Origin of the sequence: Clavibacter sp. A6099, assembly GCF_021919125.1 — a bacterium.
In the GTDB taxonomy this organism is placed as follows: Bacteria; Actinomycetota; Actinomycetes; order Actinomycetales; family Microbacteriaceae; genus Clavibacter; species Clavibacter seminis.
Window position 1 is genome coordinate 674104 of sequence record NZ_CP083439.1, and the last position, 17192, is coordinate 691295.

Consider the following 17192-nt stretch of genomic DNA (forward strand, 5'->3'; position numbering starts at 1 on the left):
GCCCGGATCAGCCGATCAGCGACGGCCGCAGGTCGCGCAGCGTGCGGTGCGAGGTGATGCGGATCGCCCCGGCCAGCGCCACCGCGAGCCCCGCGACCAGCCACAGCGCGAGCACGCCGGCGTCCTGCGCCGCCTGGCCGAGGTCGCCGCCGTACATGAGCTGCCGCAGCGCATCCACCGCGAAGCTCATCGGCAGCACGTGGTGCAGCGCGGCGAGCGGCCCGGGCAGGGTCTGCCAGGGGAACGTGCCACCCGCGGTGACGAGCTGCACGACCATGAGCACGAGCCCGAGGAACTGCCCGACGCTGCCGAGCAGCACGTTGAGCGCGAGGATGATCGCCGCGAACGTGATCGAGGCGAGCACCATCGTCCCGTACATGGCGAGCGGGTGGGCGATGCGGAAGCCGAGCGCGCCGGCGACGATCGCGTAGAGGCCGGCCATCTGCACGATGCCGAGGAGCGCGGGCGTCAGCCACCCTGCGAGCGTGATCCTCAGCGGCGACCTGCGGGCCGTGATCGCGCGGCGCGACAGCGGCTTCACGATGAGGAACAGGGCGTAGATCCCGATCCACGCGGCGAGGCTGATGAAGAACGGCGCGAGCCCGGCGCCGTACTCGCCGGCCTGCGTCACCGCGTCCTGGCGGAGCGCGACCGGGTCGCCGATGGTGTCGGCCTGCGCGTTCCGCTGCGCGTCCGTGGAGGCGGGGATCTGGTCGAGCCCCGAGTCGAGGCCGTCGCGCAGCTTCGTCGTGCCGTCCTGCAGCGTGCCGAGCCCGGACGCGAGCGAGGTGGCGCCGTCGGCGGCGGAGTGCGCGCCGGTGGCGAGGGTCGCGCTGCCGTCGGCGGCCTGCGCGATGCCGTCCGCGAGGGCGGGGGAGGCCTTGGCGAGCGCGTCCGCGCCCGTCGCGACCTGCGAGCTGCCGGACGCGAGCGTGCCGGCTCCGGTCGCGAGCGCGGCGGATCCGGTCTGCAGCTTCCCGGCGCCGTCGGCGACCTGGGCGCTGCCCTGGGCGACCTGCTCGCTGCCGGTCGCGAGCTGCTGCAGCTGCGTGTTGAGGCCGTCGGCCCCGGACGCGGCTCCCGTGATGTCGGTGCCGAGCACGTCGAGCTTCGCGAGGGTCGCGTCGATGTCGGCCTGCGGGATGCCCGCCTTCGCCATGCGGTCCTGGATGGCGGTCCGAAGCGCGGGCACCCTCCCCGCGAGCTGGTCGACGCCGGCCGTGGCGGTGGATCCCAGGGCCGCGATCTGGGCGTTCCCGTCCGCCACCTGCCGCGCGCCCTCCGCCGTCTTCTGTGCGCCCGGCGTGAGCGCCGCGGCACCGGTCGAGAGGTCCGTCGCGCCGGTCGAGAGGGTGGACGCGCCCGCGGCCACCTGGTCGGCGCCGGTCGCGAGCTTCTGCGTCTGCGCGGGCAGCTGCGCGGTGCCCGTGCGGAGCTGGCCGAGGCCGGAGGAGAGCGTGTCGGCGCCCGTCGCGAGCTTCCCGGTCCCGTCCGCCAGCGCATCGGCGCCGGAGCGGGCGGACGCGGTGCCGTCGACGAGCTGCTGCGCGCCCGAGGCCGCGTCGCCGAGGCTCGAGCGCACGTCCGCGAGGCCGAGCAGGAGCTTGCCCGCGGCCTCGGTGCCGACGCGCGAGGCGACCGACTTCGTGATCCGCGCGCCGGCCTGCTGCGCGATGGTCGTGGCGAGGTAGCTGTTCGCGTCGTCGGTGGCCATGACCACGCGGGCCTGCTGCGGATCCGTGCCCGATGTCGACGAGAGCGCAGCGGAGAAGCCGGACGGGATGGTGAGCGTGAAGTCGTACGTGCCGTCCTCGAGGCCCGTGCGCGCCTCGGCGGAGGAGACCTCGTGCCAGTCGAACGAGGCGTCGTCGAGCACGTCCTTCGCGACGTCGGTGCCGTAGTCGACCGGCTTCCCGTCGACCGTCGCGCCCTGGTCGGCGACGACGAGCGCGGCGGGGACCTTGTCGAGGGCGCTGTACGGATCCTGGTTCGCCCAGAGGTACAGGCCGCCGTAGAGCACGGGCACCAGCACGAGCGCGACGAGCGCGATCTTGGACATGGTGGTGGCGGTGAGGCGCGTCAGCTCGGCGCGCACCAGGGGGATCAGTCTCATCGGGTCTGCGTTCCGTCGTTCGAGGGAGTGGGTTCGGGGATGGCGCCGGATCCGGCGTCGGCGGGGAGCGCGGCGATCGCCTCGGCGGCGGCCTCGCTCGTGACGACGAGGACGCCGGTGCCGGTGCGGGCGAGGTCGCGGAGGACGCGCATCCACTCGGCCACCGCGCCGCCGTGCCGCTCGGGCGAGGTGACGACGACGGCCTCGACGCCGTCGCCCGAGGCGGCGAGCGTGGTGAGGAGGCGGATCCGCGCGACCGCGGGGACGGCCGAGAAGGGGGCGCGGGCGAGGTCGGCGAGGCCCTGATCGTCGAGGATGACGCCGACCTCGTGCCGGCCGGAGCGGTGCCCGGCGAGGGCGAGCTCCTCGGCGACGACCGCGCGGAGCGTGACGTCGTCGGCGGGCTCGTTGATCCGCGGGGTGTCGACGAGCGCGACGCGCTCGGCGACGCGCAGGGCGACGCCGGCCGAGTCGTCGCCGTCGAGGGCGATGGATCCGCCGTCGATCCGCATGCGGCCGGACGCGACGAGGGAGAGGACGGTGGGGCGCAGCTCGGTCTCGGCGATCGCGATCACGGGCTCCGGGCCGCCGTAGGAGAGCGAGATCGCGGGCAGGGCGGGCGCGGGGCCGTCGCCGACGCGCGCGTCGGTCAGCGTGACGATCATGACGCGGCCTCCGTGCGGGCCGCCGCGGCGGGCGCGGCGGCCGCGTGGGGCGTGCACTCGCGGAGCTCGGGGGTGGCGGCGATGAGCTCGCCCGCCGCGCGCCAGTCGAGGCCGCAGAGGGCGAGCGAGGTGAGGATCACGAGCGAGTGGCCCTCCTCGCGGCCGATGTCGCTGCGCGTCGCCTCGTCGAGCACCGCGAGCGCGCCGCCCTCGACCAGCCGGGCGAGCGTCGCCGCGGGGATGTCGCCGCGCAGCTCGCCCGCGGCGATGCCGCGCTCGACGACGCGCAGCAGATCGGCCCGGATCGGCGCGAGCTCGGACCCGATCTCGCGCGCGAGAGGTCCGCGGACGGCCACCCGGGCCATCACGCGCACCTGCTCGACCTCGACCCAGAGGCGCGCGCCGATCAGGGCGACGTGGATCCGGCTGTCGTCGTGCGTGATCCCGGCCAGCGCCTCGACCACGCGCCGGGCGCCGCGCTGCAGCACCTCGCGCACGAGGTCGTCTCGCGTGGCGAAGTGCCCGTAGACGGCGCGGCGGCTGAGCCCGGCGACGGCGGCGATGGTCTCGAGGGAGGCGTCCGGGTCGCGGTCGAGCGCGACCACGGCCGCGTCGACGAGGGCCTGGCGGTTGGTCGCGGCGTCCTTGCGGGGCGCGCGCGCGGAGGCGAGGGAGGTCATGCGACCAGGCTAGCTATCCTGCACACGTGTGTGCAACTTAGTCCGGCGAGCTCCCAGCTCTCGCCCCGTCCCGCGTGCGCGCGCCCGTTCGGATCAGCTGCGCAGGGTCTCGCTCGGCAGCTCTCCGAACACGCCCGCGTACGACGCCGCGAACCGGCCGAGGTGCGCGAAGCCCCACTCCTCGGCGACGCTGCGGACGGTCGTGGTGCTGGGCGTCGCGTCCAGGAGCTGCGCGCGCACCCGGCGGAGGCGGATCCCGCGCAGGTACTCGGTGGGCGTCTGGCCGTGGTGGCGGCGGAGCGCGAGCTGGAGCACGCGCGTGGAGATGCCGGCGGCGGCCGCGGCCTCGGCGGGCGTGATCGGCAGGTGCGCGTTGTGGTGCAGGTACTCCACGGCCACGCGGATGTGCGCCATGCGCGGCGCGCGCAGCTCGGCGGGCAGCTCCACGTCGTCCCAGGGGAAGAGGCGGAGGGTCGCGCGGGCGAGGGACAGGTCGGCCTCGAGGCGCATCAGGGGCGACGCGTCCGGATCCGTGATGATCGGGGCCGCTGCGGCGACCGCCTGCCGCCAGACGGCGGCCGTCTCGGCGCTGGGCACGCTGCGGTGCTCGAACAGCAGCGGACGCGCGGGGCCGTGGTGGAACTCGGTCGCGGTCTGCTCGAGGAAGCCGGCGTCGAGGTGGACGCAGTTCTGCCGCGTGGAGCTCGCCTGGTACTGGAACGGGCGTCCGGTGGGGAGGAGGAACGGGAGCTGGCCGCGGGAGGTGACGGCGCGGGATCCGCGGTCGACCGTGATCTGCCCCTCGAGGAACCAGGTGACCACGTGCTCCGGGAGCTGACCGCTCTCGGCCCACTGCGTGCCGGCGATGCGCGAGGTGCGGAGGGTGACGCGCTCGCTGCCGAGGATCGCGTAGCGGTAGGAGAAGGCCTTCGTGCGGCGGTCCGGGGCGAAGCGGATCCCCTCGAGGATCGAGCCGAAGCTCGTGGTGGCCTCGTCGATGTCGGCGCCGGCCATGACGGCGCGGAGGAACGGCTCGGTCGACGCGGCGGCGGGAGCGGGGGCGGTGGCTGTGTCGACGGGCGCCGCGACGGCGTCCGCCGCGGCGGGCATGGCGGTCGTCGCGGCGGCGGCGCGGGAGTCGGCGGCCATGCCCATCACGGCCGCGCCGGCCCCTGCGACGAGCGAGAGGGGTCCGGTTCTCAGCGACGCGGTGTCGGGGGTCGCGTCGGAGGGGGACGCGATGGAGGATCCGCCGCTCGGCGACGGCGCGAGGAGCGACGCGGCGTCGGACGCGGCGGTCGGCGATGCGACGAGCGCTGCCTCCACCCCCGCGGGGTCGGCGTGCAGCGTGCGGGCGCGGAGCGAGGCATCCCTCGTCCCGATGGGGGGCAGCGTGGTGGTCATGGTTCCTGCGGTCTCTGGGCGTCGGTCGTCTCCGCCCTCCCGCTCATCATGCATCGTGCACTCGCGGTCAGGCCCCTCCCTCGTGCCGGGAGATGACAGTCCTTCGGCGCGGCCCCGCCGGAGAGCGGGTCGTCGCTCCGCGGATATCCGGTGAGCGAAGATGCGTCCCCCGGGCGCTTGCGACGGCCTGGGTCGGCGGCTCCCCGGGTGCGCCCCATCCGCGCTCGGGAGACGCACCGCGGGCGTCCCGGGCACGCACCGGATCCGCACGGCCGGGCCGCCTAGGCTCAGACTCCGCGGCCGGCTTCCCCCACCGCATCCGCACTCCCGAGAGGCGCCGCATGACGAGCGACCGGTCCCTGGCCTTCATCCTGCTGCGCTCGTGCCTCGTGATGGTCGCCCTCGGCGTCGTCACGGTGCAGACCGGAGGCGGGCTCGGCGTCGTGGGCGTCGTCGCGTTCGTGCTCGCCGCGGGCCTCGGCGGCGGCGCGACCTTCTACTGGCGTCGGCACCTGGCGGCGAAGCGGCGCGATCCCTTCAGCTGAGGCGCGGGCCCTTCAGCTGAGGCATCCGGGGCGCGCGACCCGTCACGCCGGGTCGGCGACCGTCGAGGTGAGGGTCGACGACCCGTCGGCTCGCCGCCGCACCTCGATCCGGTCGGCCACGCGCTGCTTCAGCTCCTCCACGTGGCTGACGATGCCCACCGTGCGGCCGCCCGAGGAGAGCCGCCCGAGCTCGGACATGACGGCGTCGAGGGTCTCGGGGTCCAGCGTGCCGAAGCCCTCGTCGACGAACAGCGTGCCGAGCTGGAGCCCGCCCGCCTCCGCCTGCACGACGTCGGCGAGGCCGAGCGCGAGCGCGAGCGACGCGTAGAAGGTCTCGCCGCCGGAGAAGCTCGCGGGCTCGCGCACGCGGTCGACGACGTGGTCGCGGATCTGCAGGGCGAGACCCGTCTTCCGCGACCTGCTCGTCGCCTCCCGCTCCTCGCTCACCTCCAGCTCGTAGCGGCCGCTCGACATGATCCTGAGGCGCGCGTTGGCGGCCTGCACCACGTCCTCGAAGCGGCGGAGCAGCACGTAGGTGCCGAGCGTCGTGCCACGCGTGTTCTCGGGGGTGATGGCGTTCGCGACCTCGGCCATGCGGATCGCGGCGCGCGCCTGGTCGCCTGCGCGGGCGCTCTCGCGGCGGGCGGCCTCGTGCCGGGCGAGGGCGGATGCGCTCCGGTCGGCGCGGTCGCGCGCGCGGGCGGCGCGCTCGGCGCTGGCGCGCGCCGCGGCCTGGGCGGCGTCGAGGGCGGCGCGGGCGGCGTCGGGATCCGGATCCTCGGCGCCCGTGAGCGACGCGACCTCGGGATCCACGAGCCCCTCCGCGACGACCGCCTGCTCCCGCTCGTGCGCGGCGACCCGCCGGGCGGCCGCCTCGAGCTCGGCCGGCGGGAGGGCGGCGGCGCGCGCGTCCTCCTCGGTCGCGAACGACCGGTCGGCGAGCGCCTGGTCGAGCTCGGCGGCGCGCGCGGCGGCCTCGGCGGCCGTGCGCTCGCGCGCGGTGCCGAGGGCGATGAGGCGGTCGACGAGTGCGCGTTCCGCGGCGCGGTCGGCGACGAGGGCGGCGACGCGAGGGACGGGCGCGGTGTCGTCGTCGGTGTCTGCGCCGTCCGTGTCGTCCGCGTCCCGCTCCGCGAGCGCCGCGCGCACGGCCGCCTCGTCCTCCGTCAGGAGCTCGCGCGCCCGGATCACCCGCTCGCGCAGCCCCGAGAGCGCGGCGCGGGCGTCGTCGCGGCGGGTGCGGATCCGCTCGGTCTCCGCGTCGTGCGCGACGACCGCGGCCTCCGCAGCCCGGAGCGCGCCGCCCGCCGCCTCGGCCTCCGCGAGACGCGCGGCCCGGGCGACGACCTCGGCGTCGGCGGTCTCGGCAGTGATCCCGTCGAGCGCCGCCGCAGCCACCTCGTGCCGCGCGGTCTCGGCCGAGAGCGCCGCCACCGCGTCACCCTGCGCCGCCTCCGCCCGGGCGCGCGCCTCCGCGGCCCGCTCGATCTCGTCGTCGTCCGGGTGCCCGGGCGCGCTCGGCGCGGGATGCGGGTGGTCGGCCGCGCCGCACACCGGGCACGGGACGCCGTCCTCCAGCTCCGCGGCCAGCTCGCCCGCGAGCCCCCGGATCTTCCGCTGCCGCAGCTCCGCCTCGTGGCGCACGGCGGTCGTCGCGGCGGCGGAGCGCACGTCGAGGGCATCCCGGGCCGCGCGGATCCGCGCCTCCAGCCCCTCGAGCTCGGCAACGCGACGCCGGGTCGCCTCCGCCTCGGCGACCGCCGCCCGCGCCTGGTCGACGCCGCCGGCCGCGGCCGCCGCGGCGTCCCGGGCCTCGACCAGCGGGATCCGCTCGGCCGGCCGCTCCGCGAGCGCCGCCTCCGCCGCGTCCGCCTCCGCCTCGCGTGCCGTGACCGCGTCCTCGGCGGCCCGCACGTCGGCGCGACGCCGGGGCAGCCCGCGCTCGCGAGCCTCCGCGTCGGCCAGCGTCGCCAGCTCGGCCACGAGCGCGTCGCGCCGCTCGGCCAGCGCCGGGGCGGTCGCGCTCGCGAGGGCGGCCCGCTCCGCCCGGCATGCCGCGCGGGCGTCGTCGTCGTCGACCTCGGCCGTCGTCTTCTCCGCGTCCGCCCGGTCGCGCGCGGCCAGCTGGCCCGCGACCGCCGCCGCCCGCCGTGCCTCCTCGACGCGCCGCGCAAGCCCGGTGATCTCCTCGGCCGCCGCGCGCACGGCCTCCTCGCGCGCGATCAGCGCCCGCCGCCTGTCGAGCGCGCGCGTCACCCGCTCCGCGTCGGCGAGCGCGATCGCCGCGTCCTGGCGCGCTCCCTCGTCCTCCGCGCGCGCCGCCTCCGCCGCGTCCGCCAGCTCGGCCAGCAGCCGCACGGTGTCGGGAGCGTCGGCGATCTCCAGCGCATCCACCCGCGTCGCCTCGCGCAGCCCCGTGAGCGCCTCGGCGACCTTCGCGTCGGCGGCGTCGGTGCGCGCCTTCGCGGCCTTGCGCATCTCGCCGAGCTGCGCGGCGGTCCGCTCGTACACGGCCGTGCCGAAGAGCGACTGCAGCACGAGCCGCCGCTGCTCGCCCGTCGAGCGCAGGAACTCCGCGAACTCGCCCTGCGGCAGCACGACCGTCTGCACGAACTGCGCGCGCGTGAGGCCCACGATCCGCGCGACCTCCGTGCCGACCTCCTGCGTGCTGGTGCCGACGACCTCGCCCGCGTCGGCGTCCGGCGACGAGAGCCGCACGAGCGTGGCCGTCGCGTTCTGGTTCGTGGTGCCCGTGCCGCGGGCCTTCGGGCGCTGGTGCTGCGGGCTGCGGCGGATGCGGTGGATCCCCGCGGCCGTCTCGAACACCAGCTCCACGTACGGCTCCACGCCGGGCGTCGCGTGGTGGCTGTGCAGCCGGTCGCGGCTCGAGCCCTCGCTCGCGAGCGACCCGTAGAGCGCGAACACGACGGCGTCGATGAGCGTCGACTTGCCGGATCCGGTCGGCCCCTCCAGCAGGAACAGCCCCGACCGCCCGAGCTCCGCGAGGTCGATGACGTGCTCGCCGGCGAACGGCCCGATCGCCTGGAGCGTGAGCCGGTGCAGGTCCATCAGGCGCTCCGGTCCGCGGCGAGGGCGTGCTCGTACGCCTGGCGGAGCACGAGCGCCTCGGCCTCGGTGGGCGGCGCGCCGGTCGCGTACTCGACGAAGTCGGCGGCGACCTCGAGCGGATCCGTCGTCGCGTCGACCACGCGCGACCGCACGCCCTCGACCCGTCCCTCGGGCTCGTGCAGCACGACGAGCGCGTGCGGCAGCGCCTCCCGCACACGCGCGACGAGGTGCGGCGGGTGCACGGGATCCGTCACGTGCACGCGCAGCCACGCGTCGACGAGGTCGGCGTGCCGCCCGTCGACGATCTCCGCGAGCGTCCCCGTGACCTCCGCCAGCCGCCGCGGCACCGGCGCCGGGATCAGCTCGACCGTGCTGGATCCGTCGGCCGCCAGCTCCACGAGCGCGCTCGACTTCCGCTGCATCCGCTCGCCGAAGGAGAACGCGAGCGGCGAGCCGGAGTAGCGGACGACCGGCCGCGCGGATCCGCCCGCCCGCACCTCCTGCGCCCCGTGCAGGTGCCCGAGCGCCACGTAGTCCGCGCCCCGGAACACCGACGCCGGCACCTGGTCGAACCCGCCCACGCGGATGTCCCGCTCGCTCTCGCTCGGCGCAGCACCCGTGACGAACGCGTGCGCGACGACGACCACGCGCGCGTCGGGCCGGGCGGCGGCGTCCGCGCGCACCCGATCCATCGCGGCACCCAGCACGGCCTCGTGCGAGCGCGGGAGGGGAGGCGACCCGGGCGCGGCGAGCGTCGCGCGCACGGCATCCGGATCCAGGTACGGCACCCCGTAGAACGCGACCGGCCCGCCGGCGTCCTCCACCACGATGGGCTGATCCAGCGTCTCGGCCGACGCCAGGATGTGGAGCCCGTCCCGCAGCAGCGCCGATGCGAACCCGAGCCGCGCCGCGGAGTCGTGGTTGCCGGGCGTGACGATGACGGTCGCGAGCGCGCTCAGCCGCGCGAGCGCGTCCCCGAGCAGCCGCACGCTCGGCACGCCCGGCACCGCGCGGTCGTAGACGTCGCCCGCGACGAGCACGACGTCGACCTCCCGCTCGCGCACGACATCGACGATGTGGTCGAGGAACGCCGCGTGATGCGCGTGCAGGTCCTCGCCGTGGAGGGTGCGCCCGAGGTGCCAGTCGCTCGTGTGGAGGATGCGCACGCGGGTCCTTCCTCGGGGCGAGCGGCGGTTCCCGTCACGCTACCGGAGGGCGCCGACACGGCCGGGGCTCACGGCTGCGGCGTCGGGAACGACGTGTCGGGGATGACGGGCTCGCCGTGCGTGTCGCAGGCGCGCATGCCGCACTCCTGGATCGACAGGTAGCTGCGTCCGGAGAAGATGACGACCATGAACCTGTTCGTCACGTGCTCGCGCGCTTCGAGCGCGGATGAGAGGGACGACAGATCGAGGCGAGGATCCTCTCGGACCGCGGTGCCGCCGCCATGTTCGGACAGCCTGTCGGTGTCCTCCTGCATGGCGACGGAGTCGCTCCGGCCGAAGTAGACGTCGACGCGTTGGGAATCGCACAGGTACCCCACCTGCACGATCGATGCGGTCGGGTCGGTGTCCAATCGGGCTAGGTCCTGCTCCGAGAGGGTCGCCGACGCCGGCTCGCTGGTGCTGCAACCCGCCTGTGTCATCGCGGCCTCCGCGGCCTGGACGGCCGATCGCGCCGTCTCCTGGCCGGGCAGCGCGTAGGCGGCCTCCGCGGTCACGCTGCACCCGTACTCCCGGGGACGGTGATCGGGGAAGATCTGACCCTCCGGACCGTCACCGCCCACCCCGCAGCCGGCCGTCACCCGGAGCCCGGCCCTCGTGAGGCCGGGCGGGGTGACGGTGGCGGTCACCAGCTCGGTGGCATGCGGGAGATTGCCGTCTCCGAGGCGAGGTGATACCTCGACTCCGGAAGGTGCGCATCCGGCGATGCTGAGAGCGCCGGCGAGCATGACGGCGATACTCCATGCGGGCAGACGGCGAGTGCGAGTGTGCTCCGGTAGACCGGTCGCGGCATGTGGCATGAACGTCATTCCGTCCGAGGAACAGGCCGCTCGGCACACATCACTTCAGCGCATCGGTCATGGCACGAGCGTAGGCCGCTTGGCCCAGTGCATTGGGATGCACGCTCTGCGCGGAGGTGACCCCGGTGTGGAACGGGTAGGGGCCGAGGTTCGGATCGTCTCCGGGAGAGAGGTCGGTCCTGATGCCGTTGAGGTAGTTGTCGCTCGTGCACACCTCATGGCCGGCGAAGTAGGGCACAGGATCCTGAAAGGTCGCGAAGATGCTGCCGAGCGCTGAGTTCGCGGCCGAGGTGCCGTCCTTGAGCGCCTCGTTCACCTCGAGGGAGGCGCCTCTCAGCCAATCGCCCTCCTCCTTAGGTATGCCCATGCAGGCGATGACATCTCCTCCGAACACGTTGGGATATCCCATGACGAGCACCTTCGCATTCGGGGCCTTCTTGTGGATCTGGGAGAGGACGGTCGTCACCGCCGGTGTCACGTCCTTCGCGGCGCGCTCGGCGGTCGCCTGGGGCATCTTCTCCGTGTCGCCGGGAAGCGACTGCGTCTCGCAGTCCGTGAGGAGACTGACGCATGCGGCCACGATCTCGGAGAACCTGGCGTCGTTCCCTCCGATGGAGATGGTGACCAAGGTCGTGTTCTCGTCGAGGAAGCCTGAGTCCAATTGACTCACCTCGCGGTACTTGCCGAACTGCCCGTTGAGGGTGTTGTTCCTGTAGACGACCGACGGAGCTGCGGAAGGCGCCACGGAGTAGTACGGCAGCACATGCTGCGTCAGCGCCCCCGAGCAGGCGATGAGGTGGTAGTCCATCGAGCTGTCGTAGGTGTCGGCGAGATCGCCGATAGGCGAGGCGTTGCCTGGGAGCGTCGCTTCGCGGGACCAGGCGCGGTCGGAGCGGTGGCAGGCGTTCCTGGAGCGGTTGTTCGCCACGTCGCTGTCGTACGCCGGGGCGCTGGAGGTCGAGTGGGCTCCGTAGAGGTCGGTCTCCCGGTAGAAGTTCCCGCCGCCGCTCTCGGAGCTGCCCTCACCCGAGGAGTAGGAGTCGCCCATCGCGACCACGATGTTGTCCGGCTTGGCCGCCAGCGGCTGGAAGGCCACCGCGTCCCAGGCGATGTCGTCGACGCCGTCGCCGTCGTGCGTGAGGTTCGAGAGCGACACGGTGGGGATCCCGTTCATCGGGAACACGCCGAGCGAGACCCAGGCGTTGGTCTGGGTGCGCTGCGGGATCACCCTGTTCTTGATGGTGCCGTCGCCGAGGCCGATCGCGTAGGAGGCCTGTTGGGTCCACGCCCCGTGGTCGGGGAGGTGCACGAAGACCCGCGTCCACTTCCCTGCGAGCGACCGGTCGAGAGTCCATCGGCCCGTCACGTCGAGTGCGCCGTGGAGGTCGCTGTCCGTCCCTGCCTGCCGCGTGTGCGCGAACCAGAAGTGCGAGTTCCACCCGGCGCCGAGCTGATGCGTGTCGATCTTGCTCGGGTATCCGCCGGCACCGGCGCCGAACGTGAACTGGAAGGTCCCGTGGGTCGACTGACGCGTGCAGGGACGGATGGGTGCCACCGTGGTGTCATCGACCACGAGGGCGGAGCTCGGGAGGGTGTCCCGGGACTGAGGGGACCCGGCACGGGGTGCCTGCACCGCGCAGTCGGGCGAGAAGGCGGTGCCGTCCGCCTGCTCCGCGTATCCGGCGGAGAAGCGCAGGGAGCCGTGGCCGCAGGTGCTCGCGCAGTCGCCCTTCCATGTCACCGAACCGTGCATCCAGCAGCGGAGGTCGAGCTGACCATTCGCGTCAGTGTGGGTGCACGGACCGGCGGGCTCCCCGGACAGGCCAGGGGCTGTGGGCTTCTGGCTCGTCGACGGATCGCAGTCGTCGACGCTCGCCACGCAGAACAGGTCCACCGGCGGCTTGACCTCGGTCCGTGCCTTCTCGGTGTTCCACCAGGACGGCACGAATCCGGTCACCGCCTTGGTGGCGTCCTCGTAGAGCTGCAGCGACCAGGCGGCGAAGCCGAGCACCTTCTCCGGATAGGGCCAGTTCTGGGGTCGGGACGCGTCGGCGGCACCGAGCTCGAGGAACGGGGCGCGGTTCTGCGCGTACTTGGGGTTCGCCGGGTTGTTCGACCAACCGACGCCCCATGCCCCGCCGTTGGCCGCCTTCTCGGACTCCGGGTGGAAGCCGGAGTTGTAGGCCCAGATCGCGTAGAACCAGTTCTCGATGTAGGCGGGATTCCCGTCGTTGACGACGAGTCCGGCCGCCCGGGTGTCGTTCCACTTCTGGCTGATGATCTGCAGCCCGGCGGCGACGTTGGAGGCGTAGTCGAGCGCGATCGCGCGCTGCGCCTGGGCAGGACGAGCGGTCTGCCCTGTTCCGGCCTTGCGCATCCCGTCGGTGATCTGCGCGACGCCGTATCCGCAGTCGGACTTGGAGAAGTCGGCGGTCCAGCTGAAGCTCGCGGAGCTCACGTCGTTGCCGTAGAAGTTGCCGACGAGGGGATTCCCGGTCACGCCGGGCGTGGTGTACCGGGACGCCTGCCAGAGGTTCGACTCCTGCGCGATGATGCCCAGCATCACCTGCGCGGGGACGTTCCCGCCCCCGGCGAGCGCCACGCGAGGGAACATGCCCTGCGGTGTGGAGCCGTTGAGGCCGGCGGCGGCGAGGTACGCGGACGTCCGGGGCTTGTCGAGGGTGCCCGTCACGGCCTGGTCGACCGCCCACTCGACCTGCCTCGGCTTCGGCTGCATCGCCTGGTCAGCGGGGTTGTTGCGGGGGATGGCGCAGGTGGCCTCGGACTCGATGGGGTTGTGCGGGTCGCCCACGACGGCCGCGGCCGACCGGCCCAGGCTCTGGGTGCGCACGCGTCCCGCTCCTGCGGCAGGTGCGGATCCGCCCGGCGAGCCGGCGGAGTCGGGCTGCCCGGGCGGGACGACGAAGGCGAGGTCCTCCTGGGTCACGGCCGAGGTCGCGTCCACCTTCACCGGGGGGATCTCGTCCGTGCTGTCGGTGGTCGCGCCGCTCGTGTCCGTGGTGCCCGTCACGATCAGCTGGCCGGTCGACGAGATGCCGGCGGTGGTCGGGGACCGCAGCAACGATGTCCCCGTGGGGAGGTCGCCTGTGACCGTGGGGGTCTTGCCCGTGACGTACGCGTGCCCGGCCGCGTCGCGCTCGATCCCGAGGTCGGCGACGGGACCGGTCGCGAGCGGAGCGGGATGGCTCGCCTCGCCGGTGGGCTCGGAGGGAACCGACCGGACCGACGCGGTGGCGTCCTGCTTGTCGACGAACAGGACATCGTCTCCATCCGTCGTGGTCATGTCGTACGGGACTCCTGAGGCCGCGGCGAGCGTCGTCGTCGTCCCGTCCGGTGACACGTGCACGACCGAGCCGGAGGCGCCCGCGACGATCCCGGACGCCACGGGGATCGCGGAGGCCGCCTCGAATGGGAGCGCCGTGATCGACTGCTTCTCCGGCGCCGACGCGTCCACGCGCACCAGCCGCGTCTGCGCGTCCTCGGTGAAGGCCGTCATGACCACGTCGTCGCCCGTGCCGCAGCCGGGGTCGAAGTACGCCAGCGAGAAGCCGCGCCCGAGCTGCGTGACCTGCCCGTTCGCCATGTCCACGATCGCACCCCAGGCCCCTGCATCGAAGAGCCGCGGGTCGTTCGTCATGGCGCGCGTGCCGTAGACCACGCCCATGCGGGAGCCGTCCTGCGTGAGGCAGGTGTTGCCGATCCAGCGATCGGTCTCGACGCCCGGGACAGAGAGCGTCGCCACGGGCGCCCAGGCGTACCCGGCGGATGCGTCCGCTGCGTAGATCGTGAAGCCGTCCGGGTTCCCGATCGCCGTCGTGGCGCGGTCCCGAGAATCCTTCCACCCGGTGCCGAGCAGGCGGTCGCGATCGACCGGCGCGACCTGGGAGGCATCGTCCTCCGCGGGGAGGGCTCCTGCCGTGCGCGCTGCCGTCGGACTCGGGGCCGCGTCGGAAGCCGTGGCGCCCGTCCCGGTCAGGAGTCCGGCGGCGACCGAGACGGCGAGCGTCACGGAGATCCAGCGGCGTGGTCGGCGTGCAGACGAAGGGCGGAGTGCGTGCGCCAACGGGGGCTCCTCGGATCGTGGTCCCGGTGAGAGCCGCGATCGGGGAGGGAAGTTCGCTCACGGGACTCGGTCAGCATGGCGGTGGTATGGGCACGTCGGGCGATCCATGCACATGCTCGGGATGGGCCGCGCGAGCCGACGCGTCGGCTCGGCGGATCGCGCCGCCCGGGCCTGCAGGCGGCACCGCCCACCCGGCCTGCCCGGAGAGCCGCCTTGGTAGGATCGAGTGTGACTGGAGAGAACCTGCTCGGCGTGCCCGAGACGCGCCTGGCCGACGAGCCCGAGGTCGCTGCCCGCATCCAGGATGCCGACGGCCACCACGACACCCTCGGCGCCATCGCCGCCGACCACCCGCAGTCGTCGCTCGTCTGGGCGCTGCTCGCGGATTCCGCGTACGTGCAGGGCGACCGCATCGCCTCCTACGCCTTCGCGCGCGTCGGCTACCACCGCGGCCTCGACTCCCTGCGGAAGTCCGGCTGGAAGGGCCAGGGCCCCGTGCCGTGGAGCCACGAGCCCAACCGCGGCGTGCTCCGCTCCCTCTACGCGCTCCGTCGGGCGGCCGCCGCCATCGGCGAGGAGGACGAGGTCTCGCGCCTCAGCGCCTTCCTGCGCGACGCGGATCCCACGGCCGCCGGCCACATCGAGGCGATGACGGCCGGGGCGCTCCCGCCCACGGAGGCCATCGTCATCCGCGGCCAGGACTGACCCACCGCACCACCGCACCGCCCGCACCACCGCACGCCACCCGATCCACCCCGACCGACCCGCCCCCGACGAGGAGTGAGCCATGCCCGCAGTAGTGATCATCGGAGCCCAGTGGGGTGACGAGGGCAAGGGACGCGCGACCGACCTCCTCGGCAGCCGCGTCGACTACGTCGTCAAGTTCAACGGCGGCAACAACGCCGGCCACACGGTCGTCGTCGGCGACGAGAAGTACGCGCTGCACCTGCTGCCGTCGGGCATCCTCACGCCGGGCGTCGTGCCCGTCATCGGCAACGGCGTCGTGGTCGACATCGAGGTGCTCTTCCACGAGCTGGACGCGCTCGCCGCCCGCGGCGTCGACGTGTCGAAGCTCCGCGTGAGCGCCAACGCGCACGTCATCACGCACTACCACCGCACCATCGACAAGGTCACGGAGCGCTTCCTCGGCAAGCGCCAGATCGGCACCACCGGCCGCGGCATCGGGCCCACGTACGCGGACAAGATCAACCGCGTCGGCATCCGGATCCAGGACCTCTTCGACGAGAACATCCTGCGCCAGAAGGTGGAGGCGGCCCTCGACGCCAAGAACCACATGCTCGTCAAGATCTACAACCGCCGCGCCATCTCGGCCGAGGAGATCGTCGAGAGCCTGCTCTCCTACGTGGAGCGCCTGCGCCCGATGGTCGGCGACGCGTCGCTCGAGCTGAACGCCGCGCTCGACGCGGGCAAGACGGTCCTGTTCGAGGCCGGCCAGGCCACCATGCTCGACATCGACCACGGCACGTACCCGTTCGTCACGTCGTCGAGCGCCACGTCCGGCGGCGCGGCCACGGGCTCGGGCGTCGCGCCGAACCGCCTCGAGCGGATCATCGCGGTCGTCAAGGCGTACACGACCCGCGTCGGCGCCGGCCCGTTCCCCACGGAGCTCCACGACGAGTCGGGCGAGTACCTGCGCGCCAAGGGCTTCGAGTTCGGCACCACCACGGGCCGCCCGCGCCGCTGCGGCTGGTACGACGCGCCCATCGCGCGCTACACGGCCCGCATCAACGGCGTCACCGACTTCGTGCTCACCAAGCTCGACGTGCTCTCGGGCCTCGCGACCATCCCGGTCTGCGTCGCCTACGACGTCGACGGCGTGCGCCACGACGAGGTGCCCGTCTCGCAGTCCGACTTCCACCACGCGACCCCCATCTACGAGGAGTTCCCGGGCTGGCAGGAGGACATCACGGCCTGCCGCCGCTTCGAGGACCTGCCGAAGGCCGCGCAGGACTACGTGACGGCCATCGAGCGCATGAGCGGCGCCCGCATCTCCGCCATCGGCGTGGGCCCGGAGCGCGAGCAGGTCGTCGTGCTGCACGACCTCCTCGAGGCCTGACCCTGATCCACGACGGCTGGGCCGACGACGCCCGCCTCGGCACGGACGCGTCGGACCTCGCGCGCTTCCTCAGCCGCGCGGACGCCCGCACCATGAACCGCGCGCGCCTCCAGGCGGACCTCGACATGGGCCAGGAGCAGTACGTCGCGGCCTGGCGCGAGCTGCACCGCTTCGGCTACGTGTCGTCGGCGGAGCTGCGGCGGCTCGTCGTCGACCGGTAGGGCAGGTCCGGAGGGCGGCACGCTACCGCTGGAGCGGATCCGCGGGGCGGAGCAGGTGCTCGTCCACCGGGAAGGGCACGGTGTACGACAGCTGCGTCGCGGTCGTCTCGCCCCACTCGTCCTTCGTCACCCTGATCTCCTCGGGCGACACCTCGGCGATCCGCACGCGCAGCCACGAACCGTCCTCGAGCATCAGCTCGTGCGGGTCGGCGAGGTAGCCCAGGCCGAGCGCATCGAGGGTCTCCTCGGCGACCAGCCAGTCCACGACGCCCTACCGGCGGGCCGTGGCCGCGGCCGCGGCGGTCGCGTAG

General features: G+C 73.9%; 13 protein-coding genes. 4 read left to right on the forward strand and 9 right to left on the reverse strand.

What is annotated here, in order from left to right:
- Positions 1–7: 7 nt before the first annotated feature.
- The 4 genes from KYT88_RS03320 to KYT88_RS03335 all read right to left on the reverse strand — a co-directional run bounded on the left by KYT88_RS03320 (position 8) and on the right by KYT88_RS03335 (position 4862).
- Positions 8–2113 (reverse strand): YhgE/Pip family protein, encoded by a 2106-nt coding sequence (locus KYT88_RS03320; RefSeq protein ID WP_043585118.1) that lies wholly within the window; start codon positions 2111–2113, stop codon positions 8–10.
- On the reverse strand, positions 2110–2778 hold the full coding sequence (locus KYT88_RS03325; RefSeq protein ID WP_043585780.1) for a hypothetical protein: 669 nt from the start codon (positions 2776–2778) through the stop codon (positions 2110–2112). The genes KYT88_RS03320 and KYT88_RS03325 overlap by 4 nt, the downstream gene beginning before the upstream one ends.
- Positions 2775–3458: a TetR/AcrR family transcriptional regulator gene (locus KYT88_RS03330; protein WP_043585117.1), complete on the reverse strand. Its 684-nt coding sequence runs from the start codon at positions 3456–3458 to the stop codon at positions 2775–2777. The genes KYT88_RS03325 and KYT88_RS03330 overlap by 4 nt, the downstream gene beginning before the upstream one ends.
- 93 nt (positions 3459–3551) lie before the next feature.
- Entirely contained in the window at positions 3552–4862 is a 1311-nt protein-coding gene (locus KYT88_RS03335) for an AraC family transcriptional regulator (RefSeq protein ID WP_043585115.1), read from the reverse strand.
- Positions 4863–5203: 341 nt separating this feature from the next.
- On the opposite strand from KYT88_RS03335, the gene KYT88_RS03340 reads away from it, so the two are divergent.
- Positions 5204–5407, forward strand: coding sequence for a hypothetical protein (locus KYT88_RS03340; protein WP_011931895.1), 204 nt, complete (start codon positions 5204–5206; stop codon positions 5405–5407).
- A 42-nt stretch (positions 5408–5449) separates the two neighbouring features.
- Here the strand turns inward: KYT88_RS03340 and KYT88_RS03345 are convergent, their stop codons facing one another.
- The 4 genes from KYT88_RS03345 to KYT88_RS03360 all read right to left on the reverse strand — a co-directional run bounded on the left by KYT88_RS03345 (position 5450) and on the right by KYT88_RS03360 (position 14529).
- Entirely contained in the window at positions 5450–8476 is a 3027-nt protein-coding gene (locus KYT88_RS03345; RefSeq protein WP_237583763.1) for an AAA family ATPase, read from the reverse strand.
- Complete coding sequence (locus KYT88_RS03350; protein WP_043585113.1) at positions 8476–9642, reverse strand: exonuclease SbcCD subunit D; 1167 nt, start codon at positions 9640–9642, stop codon at positions 8476–8478. Before KYT88_RS03350 ends, KYT88_RS03345 begins: the two co-directional genes overlap by 1 nt.
- A gap of 68 nt (positions 9643–9710) precedes the next feature.
- The gene (locus KYT88_RS03355; RefSeq protein ID WP_156032191.1) at positions 9711–10196 is read right to left on the reverse strand and encodes a hypothetical protein; all 486 of its coding nucleotides are present in this window, start codon (positions 10194–10196) and stop codon (positions 9711–9713) included.
- 343 nt (positions 10197–10539) lie between these two features.
- On the reverse strand, positions 10540–14529 hold the full coding sequence (locus KYT88_RS03360; protein ID WP_051629284.1) for a GDSL-type esterase/lipase family protein: 3990 nt from the start codon (positions 14527–14529) through the stop codon (positions 10540–10542).
- 282 nt (positions 14530–14811) lie between these two features.
- On the opposite strand from KYT88_RS03360, the gene KYT88_RS03365 reads away from it, so the two are divergent.
- The 3 genes from KYT88_RS03365 to KYT88_RS15920 all read left to right on the forward strand — a co-directional run bounded on the left by KYT88_RS03365 (position 14812) and on the right by KYT88_RS15920 (position 16881).
- Entirely contained in the window at positions 14812–15288 is a 477-nt protein-coding gene (locus tag KYT88_RS03365) for a DUF3151 domain-containing protein (RefSeq protein WP_043585109.1), read from the forward strand.
- A gap of 82 nt (positions 15289–15370) precedes the next feature.
- Positions 15371–16660 (forward strand): adenylosuccinate synthase, encoded by a 1290-nt coding sequence (locus KYT88_RS03370; RefSeq protein WP_043585107.1) that lies wholly within the window; start codon positions 15371–15373, stop codon positions 16658–16660.
- A 92-nt stretch (positions 16661–16752) separates the two neighbouring features.
- The gene (locus tag KYT88_RS15920; RefSeq protein ID WP_255720078.1) at positions 16753–16881 is read left to right on the forward strand and encodes a hypothetical protein; all 129 of its coding nucleotides are present in this window, start codon (positions 16753–16755) and stop codon (positions 16879–16881) included.
- A gap of 22 nt (positions 16882–16903) precedes the next feature.
- On the opposite strand, the gene KYT88_RS03375 is transcribed toward KYT88_RS15920, so the two are convergent.
- Positions 16904–17146 (reverse strand): hypothetical protein, encoded by a 243-nt coding sequence (locus KYT88_RS03375; RefSeq protein WP_051629283.1) that lies wholly within the window; start codon positions 17144–17146, stop codon positions 16904–16906.
- Between the last annotated feature and the right edge of the window lie 46 nt (positions 17147–17192).